The sequence below is a fragment of the Sinorhizobium sp. GQ132 genome (assembly GCF_059758575.1).
The window spans coordinates 70165-86999 of sequence record NZ_JCAXDX010000006.1 but is presented as its reverse complement, the minus strand read 5'-3'; the positions used below and the strand labels follow the sequence as shown (position 1 = coordinate 86999).

Here is a 16835-nt window from a genome sequence, read left to right as displayed (position 1 = left end):
CCGCTCATCCCTCATCCTTGAACCGACTTGAGCCAGTCGCCGATCGTCGCCCCGCGGTCCCGCTCCGGCGGGGCAACGGGCGTGGCGAGGCGTTCGGCGGCCGCAGCCTTGCGGATTTCGCGCGGGCTCGCTCCGAATTCGTGGCTGAAGGCACGTGTGAAATTGGCGGCGAGGTCGAAGCCGGCCGCTTCGGCGATCTCCGCGATGGGCCGGTTGTTCGTCGGATCGCTGAGCTCCGCGTATGCCTGCAGGAGCCGACGTCTGCGGATATAGTTCAACACGCCGCCGCTCGGCTCGAATAGCTGATAGAGACGGGTTCTGGAAATGCCCAGCTCCCGGCATATGGCTTCGGGCGTCAGGTCGGCCGAGTGCAGGTTCAGGTGGATATATCGATGCGCCCGCTCCATCACTCCCATTTTCGCCTGGGAGCCTCCCGCATCCGGTCTCACAGCCGCCACGCAGGCGACGACCATGTCACGTATCGTGCGAACGATGCGCGGCACTTCTTCCACGGTGATGTTGCCGAGGTTTTCTTCCATGCCGTTGATATAGTTCGCGAGCAGGTCGGCGAGGCTGCCGGACAAGACCGAATTGTTTGCACCCTCGAGCTTGCCCGCATCGTCCGCGAGCAGTTCATAGGGCATGAAGAGAAGGATAGATGCGGCATCCGTCATGCGTCCGCGATAGGGATAGCCGAGCGACCGGAAGAAGAACTCCCCCGGCCCCGTCTCGGTGACGCGGCGGTCGGCTTCTGTCCATGACCGGCCGCTGCGAAAGAGACCGACGTTCCAATGATCGATGGGGCTCGAGCGCAACATAGTCTGGGAGCGCTCGTAACTATGTGCCGGCGTCACCTGTTGAACGATCAGCAAATCGCCCAGATGCCAACCGGTCAGTTCGGCCGCAAAGCCGTCCTCTTCGGACATCCCATCGGGCAGGCGCACGTCCACGAGGGGCGCCATATGCGCCCGCCAGGATCTAAATTGCTCTTGCGGCGGCAAATCACGGGTCGAGAATCGCGAAGGGACGAGCGCCGGCGACCTTTCGGCTGAACGGTCCTTTCGGGCTGCCGGATCGCGCGGCCACCGGCGCCGCTCCATATGGGCGGGCCAAGCAGGAACTTCGACGGGGTCATCTCCTGATCCGGCGTCCTTCGTCATGCAACCCTCCAGCGAAATGGATTGCCCGTCCGGGTGAGCCCGAACGAGCGATTTACCCGAGCGTCGAATCTGTCCCACTCTGACGCAACTCGCCTCAGGGTGGAATCGAATCGTCGAGGTACACCTACCAGTTTCCAGTTTATACCCCGTTATATGTAGAAATGCACGGCGGGATAACAATCGGGATTGGGTGATAACGACAATCCCCATCTGCTGCTTGTATTAAATACCTACAGTTGTTCCAAGCATTGCCCGAAAGTAATTAAGGTAGTTTCGAACGGTAAAGTTTCGATCACCAATTTATTGTGCCTGCTGTGGATGAATTTTGGAAGTTGGCAGATAGTGTGAGGATTATTCCGTGAACTATTTCAGAAATGACTTCAGGGGAACGCTCTTCGGCGCGAATGCAGATACAGATTCACTGCGGCGCCGAAGCCTTCAAAAGAGAATACTTGTTACCGGCGGTGCCGGCTTTCTGGGCTCGCATCTTTGTGAGCTGCTTCTCGGCGCCGGGCACGAGGTCATTTGCCTCGACAACTTCTCCACGGGCCTGAGGCGCAATATTGCGCCGCTCAAGCGCTTCGATACCTTCCGCGTCATCGCCCACGACGTCGTGGAGCCGATCGACCTCGAGGTCGACGAGATCTACAACCTCGCATGCCCGGCATCGCCGCCGCATTACCAGGCAGACCCAATCCAGACGACGAAAACCTGCGTGATCGGCTCGCTCAACCTCCTCGATCTGGCCGCGCGTCGTGGCGCCCGCATCTTCCAGGCGTCCACATCGGAAATCTACGGCGACCCGCACGTCCACCCGCAGGTGGAGAGCTATTGGGGCAACGTCAATCCATTCGGCCCGCGCTCCTGCTATGACGAGGGCAAGCGTTGCGCAGAGACCCTGTTCTTCGACTTCCACAAGTCCCATGGGGTCGAAATCAAAATCGTCCGTATCTTCAACACCTACGGCCCGCGGATGCGCCCGGATGACGGCCGTGTCGTTTCCAACTTCATCGTCCAGGCCCTGAAAGGTGAGGACATCACGATCTACGGCGACGGCTCGCAGACCCGCTCCTTCTGTTTCGTCGACGACCTGATCGACGGCTTCGTCCGCCTCATGGCATCGCCGCCGTCCCTTACCGGACCGGTCAATCTCGGCAATCCGGCGGAGTTCACGATCGGCGAACTCGCCGAAGAGGTGGTCCGGTTGACCGGCTCGCGCTCGAAGATCGTCCGTCGGCCCCTGCCTGTCGACGATCCCCGCCAGCGCCGCCCGGACATCTCGCTCGCGACGGGAGAGCTCGGTTGGCGTCCGAAGGTCGATCTGGCCGAGGGGCTTGCGCACACGATCCGCTATTTCGACGACCTTCTCTCCCGGTCGATACGGGAAAGCGCGGAGCTGGTCTAATGGTTGCGCCACGTATCCTCGTCACCGGTGGCGCCGGCTATATCGGCAGTCACACCGCGAAGCTTTTGTGCCTCGAGGGCATCGAGCCCGTCGTCTACGACAATCTGTCGACCGGAAACCGTTCCGCCGTGCGCTGGGGACCATTCATTCAGGGAGATATCCTGGACGGGCGGCACCTGATCAAGGTCATCGAGGCCTATCACCCGGACGCCGTCATCCACTTCGCCGCATCCGCCTATGTCGGCGAATCCGTCGCCGATCCTGCGAAATATTACAACAACAATGTCGGCGGCACGCTGTCGCTCCTCGATGCATGCCGCCAAACGGGTGTCGACAAGGTGATCTTCTCATCGAGCTGCGCCACCTATGGCGTACCGGCGTTGCTGCCGATCGACGAAGCGACACCGCAGGTACCGATCAACCCCTATGGCAAGACGAAACTGATGGCCGAGCACATGCTCGCCGACTATGCGGCCGCCTTTGCGCTGAATTACGTCTCGTTGCGCTATTTCAACGCATGTGGCGCTGATCCTGAGGGCGACCTCGGCGAATGGCACGACCCGGAAACGCACCTCATTCCGCGGGCTCTGATGGCCGCGGCAGGCCGCATTCCGCATCTGGAGATTTTCGGCGAGGACTACGACACCCCGGACGGAACCTGCGTGCGCGATTATATTCACGTGGCCGATCTTGCGAGCGCCCATGTGCTGGCATACCGGCATCTCGCCAATGGCGGCGGCAACCTCGCGCTCAACGTCGGTACCGGCCGCGGCTTCTCGATAAAGGAAGTCCTGCGAACGATCGGCGAAATTACCGGGCATAACGTCCCGGTCGTATTTCGCCGGCGTCGTGCCGGAGATCCGCCGGCGCTTTATGCGGATGCCGGGCTTGCCTGCCGGACGCTCGGCTTCGTGCCGCGATATTCCGATCTCGAGACGATCGTGCGAACCGCCGCCCCGTTCTTCGGGCTGGAGGTGCGGTCATGACCGTCCTTTCCGCCAATGAGCCGACGCGCATTTCCGAAGACGGTGAGCCGGGGCTCGTACCTGTGCTCACGCGCGGACGCCGGATGGAATTTCTGCTCGGGGCGGGGCTCTGGGTCGCGGCGCTCGTCCATTTCTGGTCCTGGTGGCTGGAGCCGCGCCATCACGTGGACGCCTTGGGCAGCACCATCGTGACCGCAGTCCTTGCCTGGGTCACCCTGCTGCCGGCCTATTTCATTGCCGTCTTCTATGGGGCCTTGAAACCGAACGGGCCGTTGCGGCTCCCGGCCGGCAGTCGCATTGCTATGGTCGTCACCAAGGCACCGTCGGAACCCTTTTCCGTCGTCGCCGAGACATTGGAGGCGATGCTTGCGCAGGACGTGCCGCACGACACCTGGCTTGCAGACGAGGATCCTTCCGAAGCGACGCTCGACTGGTGCCGCAGCCATGGCGTCCTCGTCTCCACCCGCAAAGGCCGGGCAGACTATCACCGGGCCACATGGCCACGGCGCACCCGCTGCAAGGAAGGCAATCTCGCCTTCTTCTACGATCACTACGGTTATGCCCGGTACGATTTTGTGGCCCAGCTCGATGCCGACCACGTCCCCGCACCCGGGTACCTCTTCGAAATGCTGCGCCCATTTGCCGACCCGGAAGTGGGTTACGTCTCGGCGCCGAGCATCTGCGACCGCAATGCTTCAGAAAGCTGGTCGGCACGCGGCCGCCTCCATGCAGAGGCGAGCATGCACGGTGCTCTCCAGGCCGGATACAATGGCGGGCTTGCGCCACTCTGCATCGGCTCTCACTACGCGGTGCGCACGGCTGCCCTCAAGGAGATCGGCGGTCTCGGCCCGGAGCTTGCCGAAGACCATTCGACGACATTGATGATGAATGCGGCAGGCTGGCGCGGCATTCACGCGCTCGACGCGATTGCCCATGGCGACGGACCGCGCACCTTTGCCGACCTGGTGACCCAGGAGTTCCAGTGGTCGCGTAGTCTCGTGATGCTCCTGCTGCAGTATTCGCCGCGTCTCGTCGGCCGGCTGCCGCTGCGACTGAAGTTCCAGTTCCTCTTCTCGCAGCTCTGGTATCCGCTCTTCGCGTGCTTCATGGCGCTGATGTTTGCTATGCCGATCGTCGCCCTTGCGCGCGGCGAAACCTTTGTCGCCGTGACCTATCCGGAGTTTCTGGCCTATTTCGCGCCGCTCTCGATCATCCTCGTCCTGCTGGCCTATCGCTGGCGGGCAACCGGCGCCTTCCGGCCTTACGACGCGAACATCCTGAGCTGGGAGTGCATGCTCTTCCTGTTTGCGCGCTGGCCCTGGGCGCTTGCCGGTACGCTGGCCGCTCTGCGCGACTGGCTCACCGGGTCCTTCGTGGACTTCCGTGTCACGCCGAAGGGATCATCCGAGGTCGATCCGCTGCCCCTGCGCGTGCTCGCGCCCTACTTTTTCCTGGCGGTCTTGGCCGCCCTGCCGGTCCTGCTCGTCGAAGACGCCGCGAAGGCCAAGGGGTTCTACCTCTTCGCGATCCTCAATGCGGCAATTTACTGCCTGCTTCTGCTGGTCATCGTCCTGCGGCATTCGAGAGAAAACGCCGTTGGCACCGCCTCCCGTTTCTATCGTCCCGCAATAGCGGCCGGGCTCCTGGCGGTTGCAGCACTGCCCGGCATTGCGACTGCCGAACACGGGAAAGATGGACTCGAGGCGCTTGCATGGGGCAGTGGGCACCTGCGCCTCTTCGAGGAGCGTTATGCGGTGGCCGGAGCCGGGCAGGGCGGTACGGCATTGCGCAAGATCGTCTTCCGGCCACGCTGGATTTCCGCCCCCGCGGAACAGCGGGACGGCAACTCTAAGAGGGGATAAGAACATGAAAGTGAAAGTCCCATTCTTCGGGAGAGAGGGCCGCGGCACCCGACATGCGCTGCCCGGCCGGCGCTTCGCCCTTGGCATGTTGGCCGTCCTTGCCCTCTGCCAATCACCGGCGTCCGCAGAAGTTGCCGTTCCCGAAAAGGCCCGCACCATGACGGGCGTCGAGCTCTACATGATCTTTCAGGACAAGACCTGGAAATGGGAGAGCGGCGCCGGCCGGATGGACCGTGAAGGCCGCGCCTTTCGGGCCTGGGTGCAATCGGCCACGGGGGAGAGCTGGGCCGAAGGCCGCTGGAGCGTGAATGACCGCGGCCAACTCTGCCTGACGGCCGTGTGGCACAGCCAGGGTGCCGCCGCCCGCGACAAGACCTGCTTCAGCCACCGCACGCTCGACGGAGCCATCTACCAGAAGAGGGAGCCGTCCGGCGACTGGTACGTCTTCAGACATGCCAAGACGCAGACAGACGACGAGTTCAACCGGCTGGTCAGGGAGGATCTGGTCGCCGCCAAGCTCGCAGCCTTCAAGGAGCGTATCGAGGGCCAAGTGAAAGAAACAAAGAATAGCGTTGGCCGGCAAGCCGGGATGAACGCTGTTGGAGGTGTTCAATGAACAGGAAATCAAAGGCCATTACCTTTGCATCTCTCGGACTGTTGCTGTCGGGTACCGTGCTCGCGGCCAACATGCCGCGGGGTATCCCCGAACTGAATTCGCCGACGATGGCGACACCATCGGACAAGCGGCCCATACTGACGGAGAACTCGATCGATTTCGGCGCTTACGATCCCCACGGCGACTTCGGCGCGCCGGGCAGCTCAAAGATCGAGCATCTTTTCCTGCCCTGGGAAGACGTCGATCTGTCGACACTGACGCTTGCCGACGACTATGCCCAAGCCCGCGGCCGTTCGCTCATGATCACCATCGAACCCTGGTCATGGTCGCCCGAGTGGCGCGTGACCGAAGGGGAGCTCCTGCGTTCGATCCTGAGCGGCGAACGCGACGAGAACATGGCCCAGGTCTGCTCCGCCGCTGCTGCCCTCAAGAGTCCCGTCATCATCCGCTGGGGCCAGGAAATGGACGAAACCGACAACCAGTTCTCCTGGTCCCATTGGCGGGGCGAGGACTTCAAAAAAGCCTATCGCCGCGTGGTGACTGTCTGCCGCAGCCACCTGAAGCACGCAAAGTTCATGTGGTCTCCCAAAGGCAACGAGGGGCTGGAAGCCTTCTATCCAGGCGACGACGTCGTCGATATCGTCGGGCTCTCGGTGTTTGGCTACCAGCCTTACGACCAGGGCACGACCGGCCGTGATCAGACATTTGCGGAGCGACTGGCGCCCGGATACGGCCGGGTGGTGAACTATGGCAAGCCGATCATGGTCGCCGAACTCGGCTACGAGGGCGGTGGTTCATACGTAGCAAGCTGGGCGGCAACGGTCGCCGAGCGCCACGCCGAATTCCCGCAGCTGACAGCCGTAGTCTATTTCAACGATCGCGAGATCTATGACTGGCCGCAGGGCTACGGCCGCCCCGATTGGCGGGTGGTCCGCGAAACCATTAGCGGGCAAGTGCCCGATGGAGGCATGTGATGAAATCGATATACCGAGGAATACCTTTGGCAATCGCGCTGGCCGCCAGCATAGCCGGTGCTTCGTTCGCCGAGGCCGCCACTGCGCGCCCGGAGAGGAAGGCAACTCCGCTGACGCACGCGGAACTGCTCCAACTCTACGGCCAGAAATCCTGGATATGGAAAGAGGGAGCGGGCTATTTCTCGGTGCAGGCGCGCCGGTTCACCGCGTGGTCCAAGGAGAACGGCAAACCGTCCTATGGGGTCGGGCGCTGGTTCATCACCGGCCCGGGGAAACTCTGCTTCCGCGCCGAATGGCACGCCAGGGATGGCTCGGCGCCGGCGACGACCTGCTTCAGCCACGCCAAGCGGGGTGGCGTGATCTTTCAAAGGCGAGAGCCGGACGGCACCTGGTACGTCTTCAAGAACGCACGGGTGAGGCCAGATGACGAATTCGCCAAGCTTCGACGCGGCAATTACGTGGGCGCGAGCCTGAGCCGCATCGAGGCGAGACTCGGCCGGGTCGAGTAACCCCGGTCGGGAAGGGGTTGCGCGGCTGGCCGGTGTCAGCAGTTCAAACCGGCTCCGCAGATGAGCCCGGCGTCGAAAGGCCCGCAACCCCGCCCCAAGCTTTTTCGGAATCGCTCAGCGAAGGAAACAGCGCGAGGTGCTGCCGAAGCCGCTGGGCGTGCAGACATAGGGAGCCCGCCCGAGATAGGCCGAGCGCACGAGATTGGGCGTTTTTTGCGTGACCGCTTGCTTGCCCGGCGCGGGCTTTCTTTCAGGCAAAGGGTAGCCGACTTCCCGCGCGATCGAAGCGGTCGTTTCCTGGCTGACCGTCGAGGAGCAGCCCCAGGTGGCCACGGCGAGCATGACGGCAAGGGTGCTGCGGGCGATAGTTTTGCGGGCTTCGAACAGTCCGGCCAATGCTTTCGACTTTACCTTCACAATCGGAACTCCCCGTTTTTTGCTTGTGAAGGAAGGTTAGCCGAAAGCCTTTAATTCACGGTCGAGGAAAAACCGACAATTCGCCCGGATTGCGCATCAGGCGCTTAACCATTCGGGCACTCACGGCGGCCAGGAAGCTGCCGCGCCGCGCCTCAATTTTCGGCCTTGTTGCTGAAATGCGCGTTGCCGAGGCCGGTCCCGATCGTCAGGATTCCCCAGCTCGATGCATTTTGTACGAAAGGTATCTGCGACAGACCTTGCACGACGGCGTCGTTGTGCATGATCACGAAGGTCTCGTGGTCGCCGATCTGCGGAATGGCGCCCTTGAGCGCGGCAGGCAGGTTGAAATGCTCGCTTTCCCAGTTGCCGCCCGGCAGGTTCTGGCCGCCGCGAAGGATCGAGCCATCTTCGTTGATCACGCCGGGGCAGGCCACGCCGATGACCGGCGCCGGCGCGAGGTCCGCCTTGTCCGCCTTGGCTATAAGCTTCTCGATCATGCCGATGAGCTCCTCGATGGTGGTGCTCCTGTTGGGCTTGTCATCCGCATGTCGCCAGATGTCCGATTTCCAGACCTTTGCCTTGGAGAGGTCGGTTTCATCCTTCAGGTGCAGCTCGACTATGCCCACGCGGATATTGGTGCCGCCGATGTCGATGGCGAGGATCGCCTTGTGGCCCTTCAGCATCCAGGCGGGCATGAGATGCGCGGCGCCGATGAGCCCGGCATCATCGGGATGGTGAACGATGGGGGAAAGTTCGATCTTGATGCCTTCAGCCTTCAGCAGCACCATTGCGCGGGCAATGGCCAGTTCGCCCGCTGCGCTTCCCCGGAAGCCTCCGCCGATGACGACGCGCTCCGTATTTTTCCAGCTCTTTTGTTGCAGGAATCGTTCGAGAACGCTGGCGAGCTCGCCGGCGAATTCGTCGACCGCACCCATGATCAGCGCGGCCGCCTCCTTGTCGTCGCCGCGCAGAAGGGCATCGACCTGCTTTTTGGACAGATCCTGGGTCAGGGCCTGGCCCAGCGGGTCGTCGCCGCCCTTGCGCACGCGTTTGCGCCAGGCGTCGAGCTTCTCCTGGAAGGCAAATTTGTTGGCCCTGTCGCCAAGGAAGCCGTCGCCGTCACGCAGCTCCAGATTATAATCGTCGACCGTCACCGACGGCAGATTGCTGGCGCCATGAATGAGCGGGACGCCGTTTCGTTTTTCGTTCGCGGATTTGCCCACGCAACCTCCCGAGTGACGCCTGGCCTGGCCTTGCCGAATAGCTGAGTACCTTACAACGTGGCGGGCGGTGCGATGTTCCCGTTGGCGATTTCGAGACGCGCGCGACGATCTGCGGGAGCGCGCGTCGCTTCGGCAACATTGTTGACGCAGGCATCCATGATTGCGACAACGCATTCATGCAGACACCGATCAATATAGACCCGGACTATCTCACCAGCCGCCTGAAAGCTCTGCTCGACATTGCGAGCCCGACCGGTTTCACCGATGAGGCGGTGCGCCACACGGCGCGTGAGCTCGAGCGGCTCGGCCTGGAAGTCAAGCTGACCCGCCGGGGTGCGATCCGCGCTCTTCGGCCGGGGGCTGCCGAGCGCCCGGCCCGCGGGATCGTCTCGCACCTGGACACCCTCGGCGCGCAGGTGAAGGCGCTGAAGGAAAACGGCCGCCTCGAACTGGTATCGATCGGGCACTGGTCTGCACGGTTCGCGGAAGGGGCTCGCGCCTCGATCTTTTCCGGCAAGGGCACCTATCGCGGTTCAATTCTCCCGCTGAAAGCCTCCGGTCACACTTTCAACGAGGAGGTCGACACGCAACCGACGGGCTGGCGCCATATCGAGCTGCGCGTCGATGCGCTCGCACGCGGCCGGAACGACCTGGTGCAGCTCGGAATAGACGTCGGCGACATCGTCGCCATCGATCCGCAGCCCGAATTCCTCGAGAACGGGTTTATCGTTTCGCGGCATCTCGACGACAAGGCGGGGGTCGCCATCATGCTTGCGGCGCTCGAGGCCATGCAGCGCGAGAAGGTGGAAACGCCGGTCGATACCTACTGGCTCTTCACCATCGGCGAGGAAGTGGGTGTGGGCGCGTCAGCGGCAATCGTCCCGGAAATCGCCTCGCTGGTGGCGATAGACAACGGCACGACCGCGCCAGGCCAGAATTCGGACGAGTTCGGCGTGACGCTCGCGATGGCGGACCAGACGGGACCCTTCGACTATCACCTTTCGAAAAAACTTTACGAGCTTTGCGGCGAGTATGGCATCCGCGTCCAGAAGGACGTCTTCCGCTACTATCGTTCCGATGCCGCTTCGGCGGTCGAGGCGGGGCACGACGTGCGCACGGCGCTTCTCACCTTCGGTGTCGACGCGTCGCACGGCTACGAGCGGATCCATCTCCATGCGCTGATGTCCGTCGCGAAGCTCGCGGTGTATCACGCGGCAAGCGAGGTCCAGATCGAGCGCGACGCGGAGGAGGTCTCCGGCCTCCGGGGCTTTACCCGGCAGAAGGTACGACAGGCCGAGCAGGATTTGAAGGCGGACGAGCCGGACGTATCCTGAGCGCCATCCACACGGCCACGGCAACCATCATCAGGTTTTCGGTCAGCGAGACGCTCGATCCACCTTGGCTGCCAGGCCTGCCGGGTAGCGCGGCAATCGACAGCAGCTGCCGATTGCCCGATTATTTTGCCTCTGCGACCGGCAAACCTATCGCAAGTCGACAGTTCCAATTCGCCGTGAAACAGGAGTCTCGTCTTCCACGAGCGTGTGCGCGACGATCGCATTCGCATGGCCGTGGCCAATTCCGTGTTCGCTCTTCAGCATAGCGACGAGTTCCATGTGCTTCGCTGGATAGTGCATCCGCACGAGCGCTTGCCAATCACTGATCGGACGGCCGTATGTCTTCTCGATCGATGGAAAATAGGAAGCCGGTCCTTTGATCTTGTCGGTGGTCATACCGTGTCAGCCCCTTTTCGTGCCGCATCGATCGCAGCTACGTCGATTTTCCTCATCGACATCATCGCGTCGAATGCGCGTTTTGCCTGTTCGCCACCAGCCGTAAGCGCGTCCATTAGAGTGCGAGGTGTGATCTGCCAGGATACGCCCCACTTATCTTTGCACCAGCCGCATTCGCTTTCCTGACCGCCATTGCCGACGATGGCGTTCCAATAGCGATCTGTTTCTTCCTGATCCTCGGTGCTGATCTGGAATGAGAAAGCTTCGCTATGCTTGAATGTGGGGCCGCCGTTCAATCCGACGCAGGCGACACCTGCCACCGTGAACTCGACGACCAACACGTCTCCCTCTTCTCCGTCGGGGTATTTGCCGGGCGCGCGGATGATGGCTCCGATCTTGCTGTCTGGGAAGGTGTCCGCATAGAAGCGGGCGGCTTCCTCGGCGTCCTTGTCGTACCATAGACAAATGGTGTTCTTAGACATCGCGTCGTCCTCCTGGTCGTTGTGCTTCAGATCGAAAACCCGACCTGATGATAAAGAAGACGCACCAGCCGCCGCCGATCCGACATCATCGTCAAAAAATCACCACGCTCTTTCGACCGACCTCGTTTGGCGGGCCGAACGCCTCGGGCCGAGGGGCCCGTCGGGGGCCATCCCCTCCATGTCCCGCGCGGTGAAGGTCAAATTCAATCATGATAAATTATTGCAACGTGAAGATTTATCGTTATAAATACATCCTCGCGAACTGAAGCCAAATCGAAAGGATCTTCCCCATGAAGAGGCTGTTTCGGAGCGCCATCGCCTTGGCCGCTCTTGCTTTTGCAGGGGCTGCCGCCGCACCGGCCGCAGCGCAGACTCCGCCCGACGTTCTCGTCGTCGGCCAGATTGCCGAGCCGCAGTCTCTGGACCCGCATACGGTGACCGCAACCAACGACTTCCGCATCCTGGTCAACGTCTATGACGGCCTCGTCCGTTTCAAGGACGGTACATTGGAGGTCGAGCCGGCGCTTGCGGAAAGCTGGAAAATCTCGGATAACGGCAAGACTTATACGTTCAAGCTAAGACAGGGCGTGAAGTTCCACGACGGTTCCGATTTCGATGCCGAGGCGGTGAAGTTCAACTTCGACCGCATGCTGAAGAAGGACCATCCATTCTACGACACCGGGCCATTCCCGCTTTCCTTCAACTTCGCCTCCGTCGAAGCGGTCAACGTGCTGGATGAGCATACGGTCGAGTTCAGGCTCAGCGAAGCCTTTGCGCCGTTCCTTTCCAATCTTGCCTATCCCACGGGTCTGATCGTTTCCCCCGCCGCCGTGGAAAAACATGGCAAGGAATACGGCCGCAGCCCGTCGGGGACCGGCCCGTTCAAGTTCGTAGAGTGGCTGTCGAACCAGCGCGTCGTCGTAGAGCGCAATCCGGATTACTGGGATGGCGCCGCGAAGCTTCAGGCCGTCGTCTTCCGTCCCATCACCGACGCCAACACCCGTGTCGCCGAGATGATGGCCGGCGGTATCGACGTGATGGTGGAGGTGCCGCCGGACAATCTCGCTACCTTTGAGCAGGATGCCAATTTCGCCGTGGCCGAGCAGGCGGGGCCGCATGTCTGGTTCGCCATCCTGAACACAAAGGAGGGGCCTTTTGCGGATAAGCGCGTGCGCCAGGCGGCCAATTATGCGGTGAACAAGCAAACGCTGGTCGACGACGTGCTGCAGGGAACGGCGACGGTCGCGGCCGGGCCGATACCGCCGGCCTTCAACTGGGTGGAAAGCTCGGTGGAGCCCTATGCCCATGATCCCGAAAAGGCCAAGGCACTGCTGGCGGAAGCCGGCGTCGAAAATCCGCAGGTGACGTTCTACGTTACCGAAGGCGGCTCGGGCATGCTCGATCCGATCACCATGGGTGCAGCGATCCAGGCGGATCTCCAGGCTGTGGGCTTCAAGGTCAAGATCGAGACCTACGAGTGGAACACCTTCCTTGGCCGCGTAAATCCCGGCCTTGAGGGCAAGGCGGATATGGCCGAGATGGCCTGGATGACAAACGATCCGGATACCGTCCCCTATCTGACGTTGCGCACCGATGCCATGCCCGACAAGGGAGGCTTCAACTCCGGTTACTATTCCAATCCGCAGCTGGACGAGCTTCTGGAAAAGGCGCGCAGGTCCACCGACCAGGCCGAACGCGGCAAGCTCTATGGCGAGGTACAGTCGATCGTGCATGACGACGCGCCGTGGCTTTTCGTCGCCAACTGGAAGCAGAACGCGGTGACGACCGCCGCGGTCAAGGGGTTCAAGCTGCAGCCCTCATTCCTCCTCGATCTCCATAACGTGACGAAAGAGTAGATCGCGCACCCGGAACGGCCACCGGCATGTTCGTTCTGCCGGTGGCGACCAACACGGACCTCCCGGGAGGGTTATCCATGCAAGCCTATGTCCTGAAGCGGCTTGTTGCCGTGGTGCCCGTCCTGTTCGGGCTTTCCATCATCGTCTTTCTCGTCATGGCTCTGATCCCTGGCGACACGGCGACGGCCATTCTCGGCTCCTATGCGACGCCGGAAAACGTCGAGCGCATCAATCGTGACCTCGGGCTCGACAAACCGCTGGTGCAGCAATACGCGATCTGGATCGGCAACGTGCTGCAGGGCGACTTCGGCCGGTCCTTCGCGCTGAACCGCCCCGTGCTCGACGAGGTGCTGGAACGGTTTCAGGCGACGCTGGTGCTGGCCGGCGTATCGCTGGTCCTGTGCTCGGTGATCGGGCTTTTCGCGGGTGTGATTTCAGCCGTACGCCAGTTCGGCTGGGCCGACCGCATCATCACCTTCTTCGTACTGGCCGGCATCTCCACGCCGTCCTTCTGGCTCGGGCTGCTGCTCATCTACCTCTTCGCCGTTCATTGGCGCATCCTGCCGGCCTCCGGCATGTACGCCGTATACGGCGGGGGTGACCTCAAGGATCTGCTGCTCCATCTGATCTTGCCGGCGGCCACGCTCGCCGTCGTTGCCGCAGGCGTCATAGCGAGGCTGACGCGTGGAGCGATGCTGGAGGTCCTGAGGCAGGACTATGTGCGCACGGCCCGCGCCAAGGGCCTGCCCGAGCGGCGTGTGATCTACGCCCATGCCTTCCGCGCGGCGCTGGTCAGCGTCGTTCCCGCGATCGGCATCCAGGCGGGCTTCGTGCTGGGCGGCGCCGTCTATGTAGAGACGGTGTTCCAGTGGCCCGGCATCGGCGCGATGCTCGTGAAGGCGATTTCGACGCGCGATATCCTGCTGGTGCAGGGCGGCGTGCTGGTCGTTGCGGCGAGCTACGTGCTGTTCAACCTTCTCGCCGACGTCGTCCAGTCCATGCTCGATCCGAGGATTCGTACATGAGCGCGCTGGTAGCATCGCCGGCTCCGCCGAGCGGGTCGGCACGGATCACCTCCTGGCACCTGTTGCTCAACAACCGGCTCGCAGCGGCGGGGCTCGTGCTGCTCGGACTGATCCTGTTGCTGATCGTTCTGGTCCCGGTCCTCCCGCTTCCGGACCCGGATGCGACGGCACCCGCCGCCCGGTTGAAGCCTGTGCTGACCGCCGGGCATCTTCTCGGCACGGATCAGCTCGGCCGGGATATTCTGAGCCGCCTGCTTTGGGGCACGCGGGTCTCGATCGCGGTCGGTTTCGCCGCAACCCTCATTGCCGCCGGGATTGGATCGGCCATCGGTATCGTCGCCGGTTACGCCGGCGGGCGCACCGACAATGCGATGATGCGCGGCATCGACATGCTGATGGCTTTTCCCTACATCCTGCTGGCGCTGGCGATCGTCGCCGCCCTCGGGCCCGGACTGATGAACGCGCTTTATGCGATCGCTCTCGTAAATATCCCCTTCTTCGCCCGGAACGTGCGCGGCGTGACGCTCGGCTACGCCCATCGCGAATTCGTCGACGCGGCGCGGCTTTCCGGCAAGGGACATCTGTCGATCATTCTCACCGAAGTTCTGCCCAACGTTATGCCCGTCATCGTCATCACCATGTCGACGACGGCAGGCTGGATGATCCTCGAGACGGCCGGGCTCAGCTTCCTCGGCCTCGGTGCGCAGCCGCCCCAGGCCGATCTCGGCTCCATGCTGGGAGAGGGCCGAGCGCAGCTCTTCACGGCTGCGCATGTTTCGATCGTGCCGGGCGTGATGATTTTCCTGACCGTCATAAGCCTGAACGTTTTGGGTGATGGGATCCGCGACGTATTGGACCCACGGCTTCGCTCCGGCGCTCTTGCGCGGCCGGGGCCGGTGACCGAAGTTGCCCCCGACCGAGCCGCGCCGGCAAACACGGCGGAAGGTGCTTCCCTCGCGATCCGGAAGCTGGAAACGGGTTTTCGGCGGGGAAAGGAGATAATCCCCGCAGTTCGAGACGTCTCGCTGCATGTGAAGCCCGGCGAATGCCTCGGGCTTATCGGCGAGAGCGGCTCGGGCAAGAGCGTCACCGCCTTATCCGTCATGGGGCTCGTCGCCTCGCCGCCGGGTGTGATCCGCAACGGTGCGGTCTATCTCGGAGACGACGATGTGCTTTCCATGCCTGAAACCAGGCTGATCGCGAATCGCGGCAGCCGGGTCGCCTACGTGTTCCAGGACCCGCTCACGACGCTGCATCCGATGTATCCTGTCGGGCGGCAGGTGGAGGAGGCGATCGCAGCGCATCAGCCGGTCAGGGCGGCCGAGCGGCGGGAAAAAGCCGTCGCGCTCCTGGAAAAAGTAGGAATCCCGGACGCTCGCGAGCGGTCGGTGCATTATCCTCACCAGCTTTCCGGCGGTCAGCGTCAGCGAGTCGGCATCGCCATGGCGCTCGCCAGCGATCCGGAGATCATCATTGCGGACGAGCCGACGACCGCCCTGGACGTGACCGTTCAGGCCCGCATTCTGGAGCTCCTGCGCGATCTTCAGCGCGAGCGGGGCATGGCGCTGCTGTTCATCACCCACGACTTCGGCATCGTTTCGGAATTCTGCGACCGCGTGGCCGTGATGAAGGATGGCGAAATCGTCGAAACCGGTAAGACCCGGGAGGTTCTCGACAATCCGCAGCATGCCTATACGAAGCGGCTGATCGCCTGCGTGCCCGAGCTCGGAACGGGCGAGCGTTTCCTGGATCGTGTCGGCGAACTTTTTGCCGGCAGCAAGGAGGTGGCGCAATGACGGGTGCTGCCATTCAGGTTCGGGACCTTTCCAAGACCTTCGGCGGAGGCCGCAGCCTTTTCGGGAAGGCGAAGCATGAGACAAGGGCGGTGAAGGCGGTGTCGCTGGATGTCGCGCGGGGCGAGACGCTCGCCGTCGTCGGCGAAAGCGGGTCCGGCAAGAGCACGCTTGCGCGCATGCTCGTCGGCCTCGAGGAGCCGACATCCGGCAGCATGCTTATCGCAGGCAGGGATGCGGCGGCGCTGCGGCGATCCGGCCCGAGGGCCTTCGGCAAGACGATCCAATATGTCTTCCAGGATCCGGTCGCTTCGCTGAACCCGCGCAAGACGATTCAGGATATTCTGGAGACGCCGCTGAAGCTTTTGTGCGGCTACGAAGCCCCCCGCCGTCGCGCCCGGATGGAGGAACTGCTTCACGCGGTGCAGATGCCGGAGGATACGCTCTTGCGCTACCCGCACGAGTTTTCCGGCGGACAAGCACAGCGGATCGCGATCGCCCGGGCGCTGGCGACGGAGGCCGAGATCATCGTGCTCGACGAGCCGGTGAGCGCGCTCGACGTGTCCATCCAGGCGCAGGTCCTGCTTCTGCTGCGCGATCTGAAACAGCGCTTCGGCCTTTCCTATCTGTTCATCAGCCACGATCTGGCGGTGGTCGAGGCGATCTCCGATCGGGTGGCGGTGATGTATTTCGGGGAGGTGGTCGAGACCGCACCGGCCGCCCGCCTTTTTACCGACCCTGAGCACGCCTATACACGACAGCTTGTCGCCAGCGCGCCCCGCATCAGGAAAGAGTGA

16 protein-coding genes are annotated in these 16835 nt (G+C 62.6%); 11 read left to right on the top strand and 5 right to left on the bottom strand.

Features of this window, described 5'->3' with window-relative positions:
- Positions 1 to 11: 11 nt before the first annotated feature.
- Positions 12 to 1160, bottom strand: a complete 1149-nt coding sequence (locus tag AC6CIG_RS16990; protein WP_498323105.1) for an AraC family transcriptional regulator — start codon at positions 1158 to 1160, stop codon at positions 12 to 14.
- 358 nt (positions 1161 to 1518) lie between these two features.
- Between AC6CIG_RS16990 and AC6CIG_RS16985 the strand changes: the two genes are divergently transcribed.
- Genes AC6CIG_RS16985 through AC6CIG_RS16960 form a run of 6 tightly spaced genes read left to right on the top strand, consistent with a single transcriptional unit; the run spans position 1519 to position 7512 of the window.
- Positions 1519 to 2565 carry a UDP-glucuronic acid decarboxylase family protein gene (locus tag AC6CIG_RS16985; protein ID WP_498323103.1) on the top strand — a complete coding sequence of 349 codons (1047 nt, stop codon included), beginning with the start codon at positions 1519 to 1521 and terminating at the stop codon, positions 2563 to 2565.
- Complete coding sequence (gene galE / locus AC6CIG_RS16980; RefSeq protein ID WP_498323102.1) at positions 2565 to 3551, top strand: UDP-glucose 4-epimerase GalE; 987 nt, start codon at positions 2565 to 2567, stop codon at positions 3549 to 3551. The genes AC6CIG_RS16985 and galE overlap by 1 nt, the downstream gene beginning before the upstream one ends.
- The gene (locus AC6CIG_RS16975; protein WP_498323100.1) at positions 3548 to 5413 is read left to right on the top strand and encodes a glycosyltransferase family 2 protein; all 1866 of its coding nucleotides are present in this window, start codon (positions 3548 to 3550) and stop codon (positions 5411 to 5413) included. The genes galE and AC6CIG_RS16975 overlap by 4 nt, the downstream gene beginning before the upstream one ends.
- Positions 5414 to 5417: 4 nt before the next feature.
- A complete protein-coding gene (locus AC6CIG_RS16970; RefSeq protein ID WP_498323098.1) occupies positions 5418 to 6029 on the top strand; it encodes a DUF995 domain-containing protein in 612 nt (203 codons plus the stop codon).
- Entirely contained in the window at positions 6026 to 7003 is a 978-nt protein-coding gene (locus tag AC6CIG_RS16965; RefSeq protein ID WP_498323096.1) for a glycoside hydrolase family 26 protein, read from the top strand. The genes AC6CIG_RS16970 and AC6CIG_RS16965 overlap by 4 nt, the downstream gene beginning before the upstream one ends.
- Positions 7003 to 7512 carry a DUF995 domain-containing protein gene (locus AC6CIG_RS16960; protein WP_437408145.1) on the top strand — a complete coding sequence of 170 codons (510 nt, stop codon included), beginning with the start codon at positions 7003 to 7005 and terminating at the stop codon, positions 7510 to 7512. The genes AC6CIG_RS16965 and AC6CIG_RS16960 overlap by 1 nt, the downstream gene beginning before the upstream one ends.
- Positions 7513 to 7626: 114 nt before the next feature.
- Here AC6CIG_RS16960 and AC6CIG_RS16955 read toward each other — a convergent pair whose 3' ends face one another.
- Positions 7627 to 7929 (bottom strand): hypothetical protein, encoded by a 303-nt coding sequence (locus tag AC6CIG_RS16955; protein WP_437408144.1) that lies wholly within the window; start codon positions 7927 to 7929, stop codon positions 7627 to 7629.
- Positions 7930 to 8081: 152 nt separating this feature from the next.
- Positions 8082 to 9152 (bottom strand): ROK family protein, encoded by a 1071-nt coding sequence (locus AC6CIG_RS16950; RefSeq protein ID WP_498323094.1) that lies wholly within the window; start codon positions 9150 to 9152, stop codon positions 8082 to 8084.
- Positions 9153 to 9328: 176 nt separating this feature from the next.
- Here AC6CIG_RS16950 and AC6CIG_RS16945 point away from each other — a divergent pair, with 176 nt between their 5' ends.
- Positions 9329 to 10486 (top strand): osmoprotectant NAGGN system M42 family peptidase, encoded by a 1158-nt coding sequence (locus AC6CIG_RS16945; protein WP_498323092.1) that lies wholly within the window; start codon positions 9329 to 9331, stop codon positions 10484 to 10486.
- Positions 10487 to 10633: 147 nt separating this feature from the next.
- Here AC6CIG_RS16945 and AC6CIG_RS16940 read toward each other — a convergent pair whose 3' ends face one another.
- Together AC6CIG_RS16940 and AC6CIG_RS16935 are read right to left on the bottom strand one after the other, a co-directional pair.
- Positions 10634 to 10882, bottom strand: coding sequence for a DUF4287 domain-containing protein (locus AC6CIG_RS16940; protein ID WP_498323090.1), 249 nt, complete (start codon positions 10880 to 10882; stop codon positions 10634 to 10636).
- Positions 10879 to 11364: a VOC family protein gene (locus tag AC6CIG_RS16935; protein ID WP_018098506.1), complete on the bottom strand. Its 486-nt coding sequence runs from the start codon at positions 11362 to 11364 to the stop codon at positions 10879 to 10881. Before AC6CIG_RS16935 ends, AC6CIG_RS16940 begins: the two co-directional genes overlap by 4 nt.
- A 290-nt stretch (positions 11365 to 11654) precedes the next feature.
- On the opposite strand from AC6CIG_RS16935, the gene AC6CIG_RS16930 reads away from it, so the two are divergent.
- The 4 genes from AC6CIG_RS16930 to AC6CIG_RS16915 all read left to right on the top strand — a co-directional run bounded on the left by AC6CIG_RS16930 (position 11655) and on the right by AC6CIG_RS16915 (position 16835).
- Positions 11655 to 13220 (top strand): ABC transporter substrate-binding protein, encoded by a 1566-nt coding sequence (locus AC6CIG_RS16930; RefSeq protein WP_498323088.1) that lies wholly within the window; start codon positions 11655 to 11657, stop codon positions 13218 to 13220.
- A 77-nt stretch (positions 13221 to 13297) separates the two neighbouring features.
- Positions 13298 to 14245 (top strand): ABC transporter permease, encoded by a 948-nt coding sequence (locus tag AC6CIG_RS16925; RefSeq protein ID WP_127711388.1) that lies wholly within the window; start codon positions 13298 to 13300, stop codon positions 14243 to 14245.
- Positions 14242 to 16041: a dipeptide/oligopeptide/nickel ABC transporter permease/ATP-binding protein gene (locus AC6CIG_RS16920; RefSeq protein WP_498323086.1), complete on the top strand. Its 1800-nt coding sequence runs from the start codon at positions 14242 to 14244 to the stop codon at positions 16039 to 16041. The genes AC6CIG_RS16925 and AC6CIG_RS16920 overlap by 4 nt, the downstream gene beginning before the upstream one ends.
- A complete protein-coding gene (locus AC6CIG_RS16915; protein WP_498323084.1) occupies positions 16038 to 16835 on the top strand; it encodes an ATP-binding cassette domain-containing protein in 798 nt (265 codons plus the stop codon). Before AC6CIG_RS16920 ends, AC6CIG_RS16915 begins: the two co-directional genes overlap by 4 nt.

Bases quoted from the DNA above. Each gene is read 5' to 3' on its own strand.
- AC6CIG_RS16990 (WP_498323105.1), bottom strand. From the start codon at position 1,160: ATGACGAAGGACGCCGGATCAGGAGATGACCCCGTCGAAGTTCCTGCT.
- galE (WP_498323102.1), top strand. From the start codon at position 2,565: ATGGTTGCGCCACGTATCCTCGTCACCGGTGGCGCCGGCTATATCGGC.
- AC6CIG_RS16975 (WP_498323100.1), top strand. From the start codon at position 3,548: ATGACCGTCCTTTCCGCCAATGAGCCGACGCGCATTTCCGAAGACGGT.
- AC6CIG_RS16970 (WP_498323098.1), top strand. From the start codon at position 5,418: ATGAAAGTGAAAGTCCCATTCTTCGGGAGAGAGGGCCGCGGCACCCGA.
- AC6CIG_RS16965 (WP_498323096.1), top strand. From the start codon at position 6,026: ATGAACAGGAAATCAAAGGCCATTACCTTTGCATCTCTCGGACTGTTG.
- AC6CIG_RS16960 (WP_437408145.1), top strand. From the start codon at position 7,003: ATGAAATCGATATACCGAGGAATACCTTTGGCAATCGCGCTGGCCGCC.
- AC6CIG_RS16945 (WP_498323092.1), top strand. From the start codon at position 9,329: ATGCAGACACCGATCAATATAGACCCGGACTATCTCACCAGCCGCCTG.
- AC6CIG_RS16940 (WP_498323090.1), bottom strand. From the start codon at position 10,882: ATGACCACCGACAAGATCAAAGGACCGGCTTCCTATTTTCCATCGATC.
- AC6CIG_RS16935 (WP_018098506.1), bottom strand. From the start codon at position 11,364: ATGTCTAAGAACACCATTTGTCTATGGTACGACAAGGACGCCGAGGAA.
- AC6CIG_RS16930 (WP_498323088.1), top strand. From the start codon at position 11,655: ATGAAGAGGCTGTTTCGGAGCGCCATCGCCTTGGCCGCTCTTGCTTTT.
- AC6CIG_RS16925 (WP_127711388.1), top strand. From the start codon at position 13,298: ATGCAAGCCTATGTCCTGAAGCGGCTTGTTGCCGTGGTGCCCGTCCTG.
- AC6CIG_RS16920 (WP_498323086.1), top strand. From the start codon at position 14,242: ATGAGCGCGCTGGTAGCATCGCCGGCTCCGCCGAGCGGGTCGGCACGG.
- AC6CIG_RS16915 (WP_498323084.1), top strand. From the start codon at position 16,038: ATGACGGGTGCTGCCATTCAGGTTCGGGACCTTTCCAAGACCTTCGGC.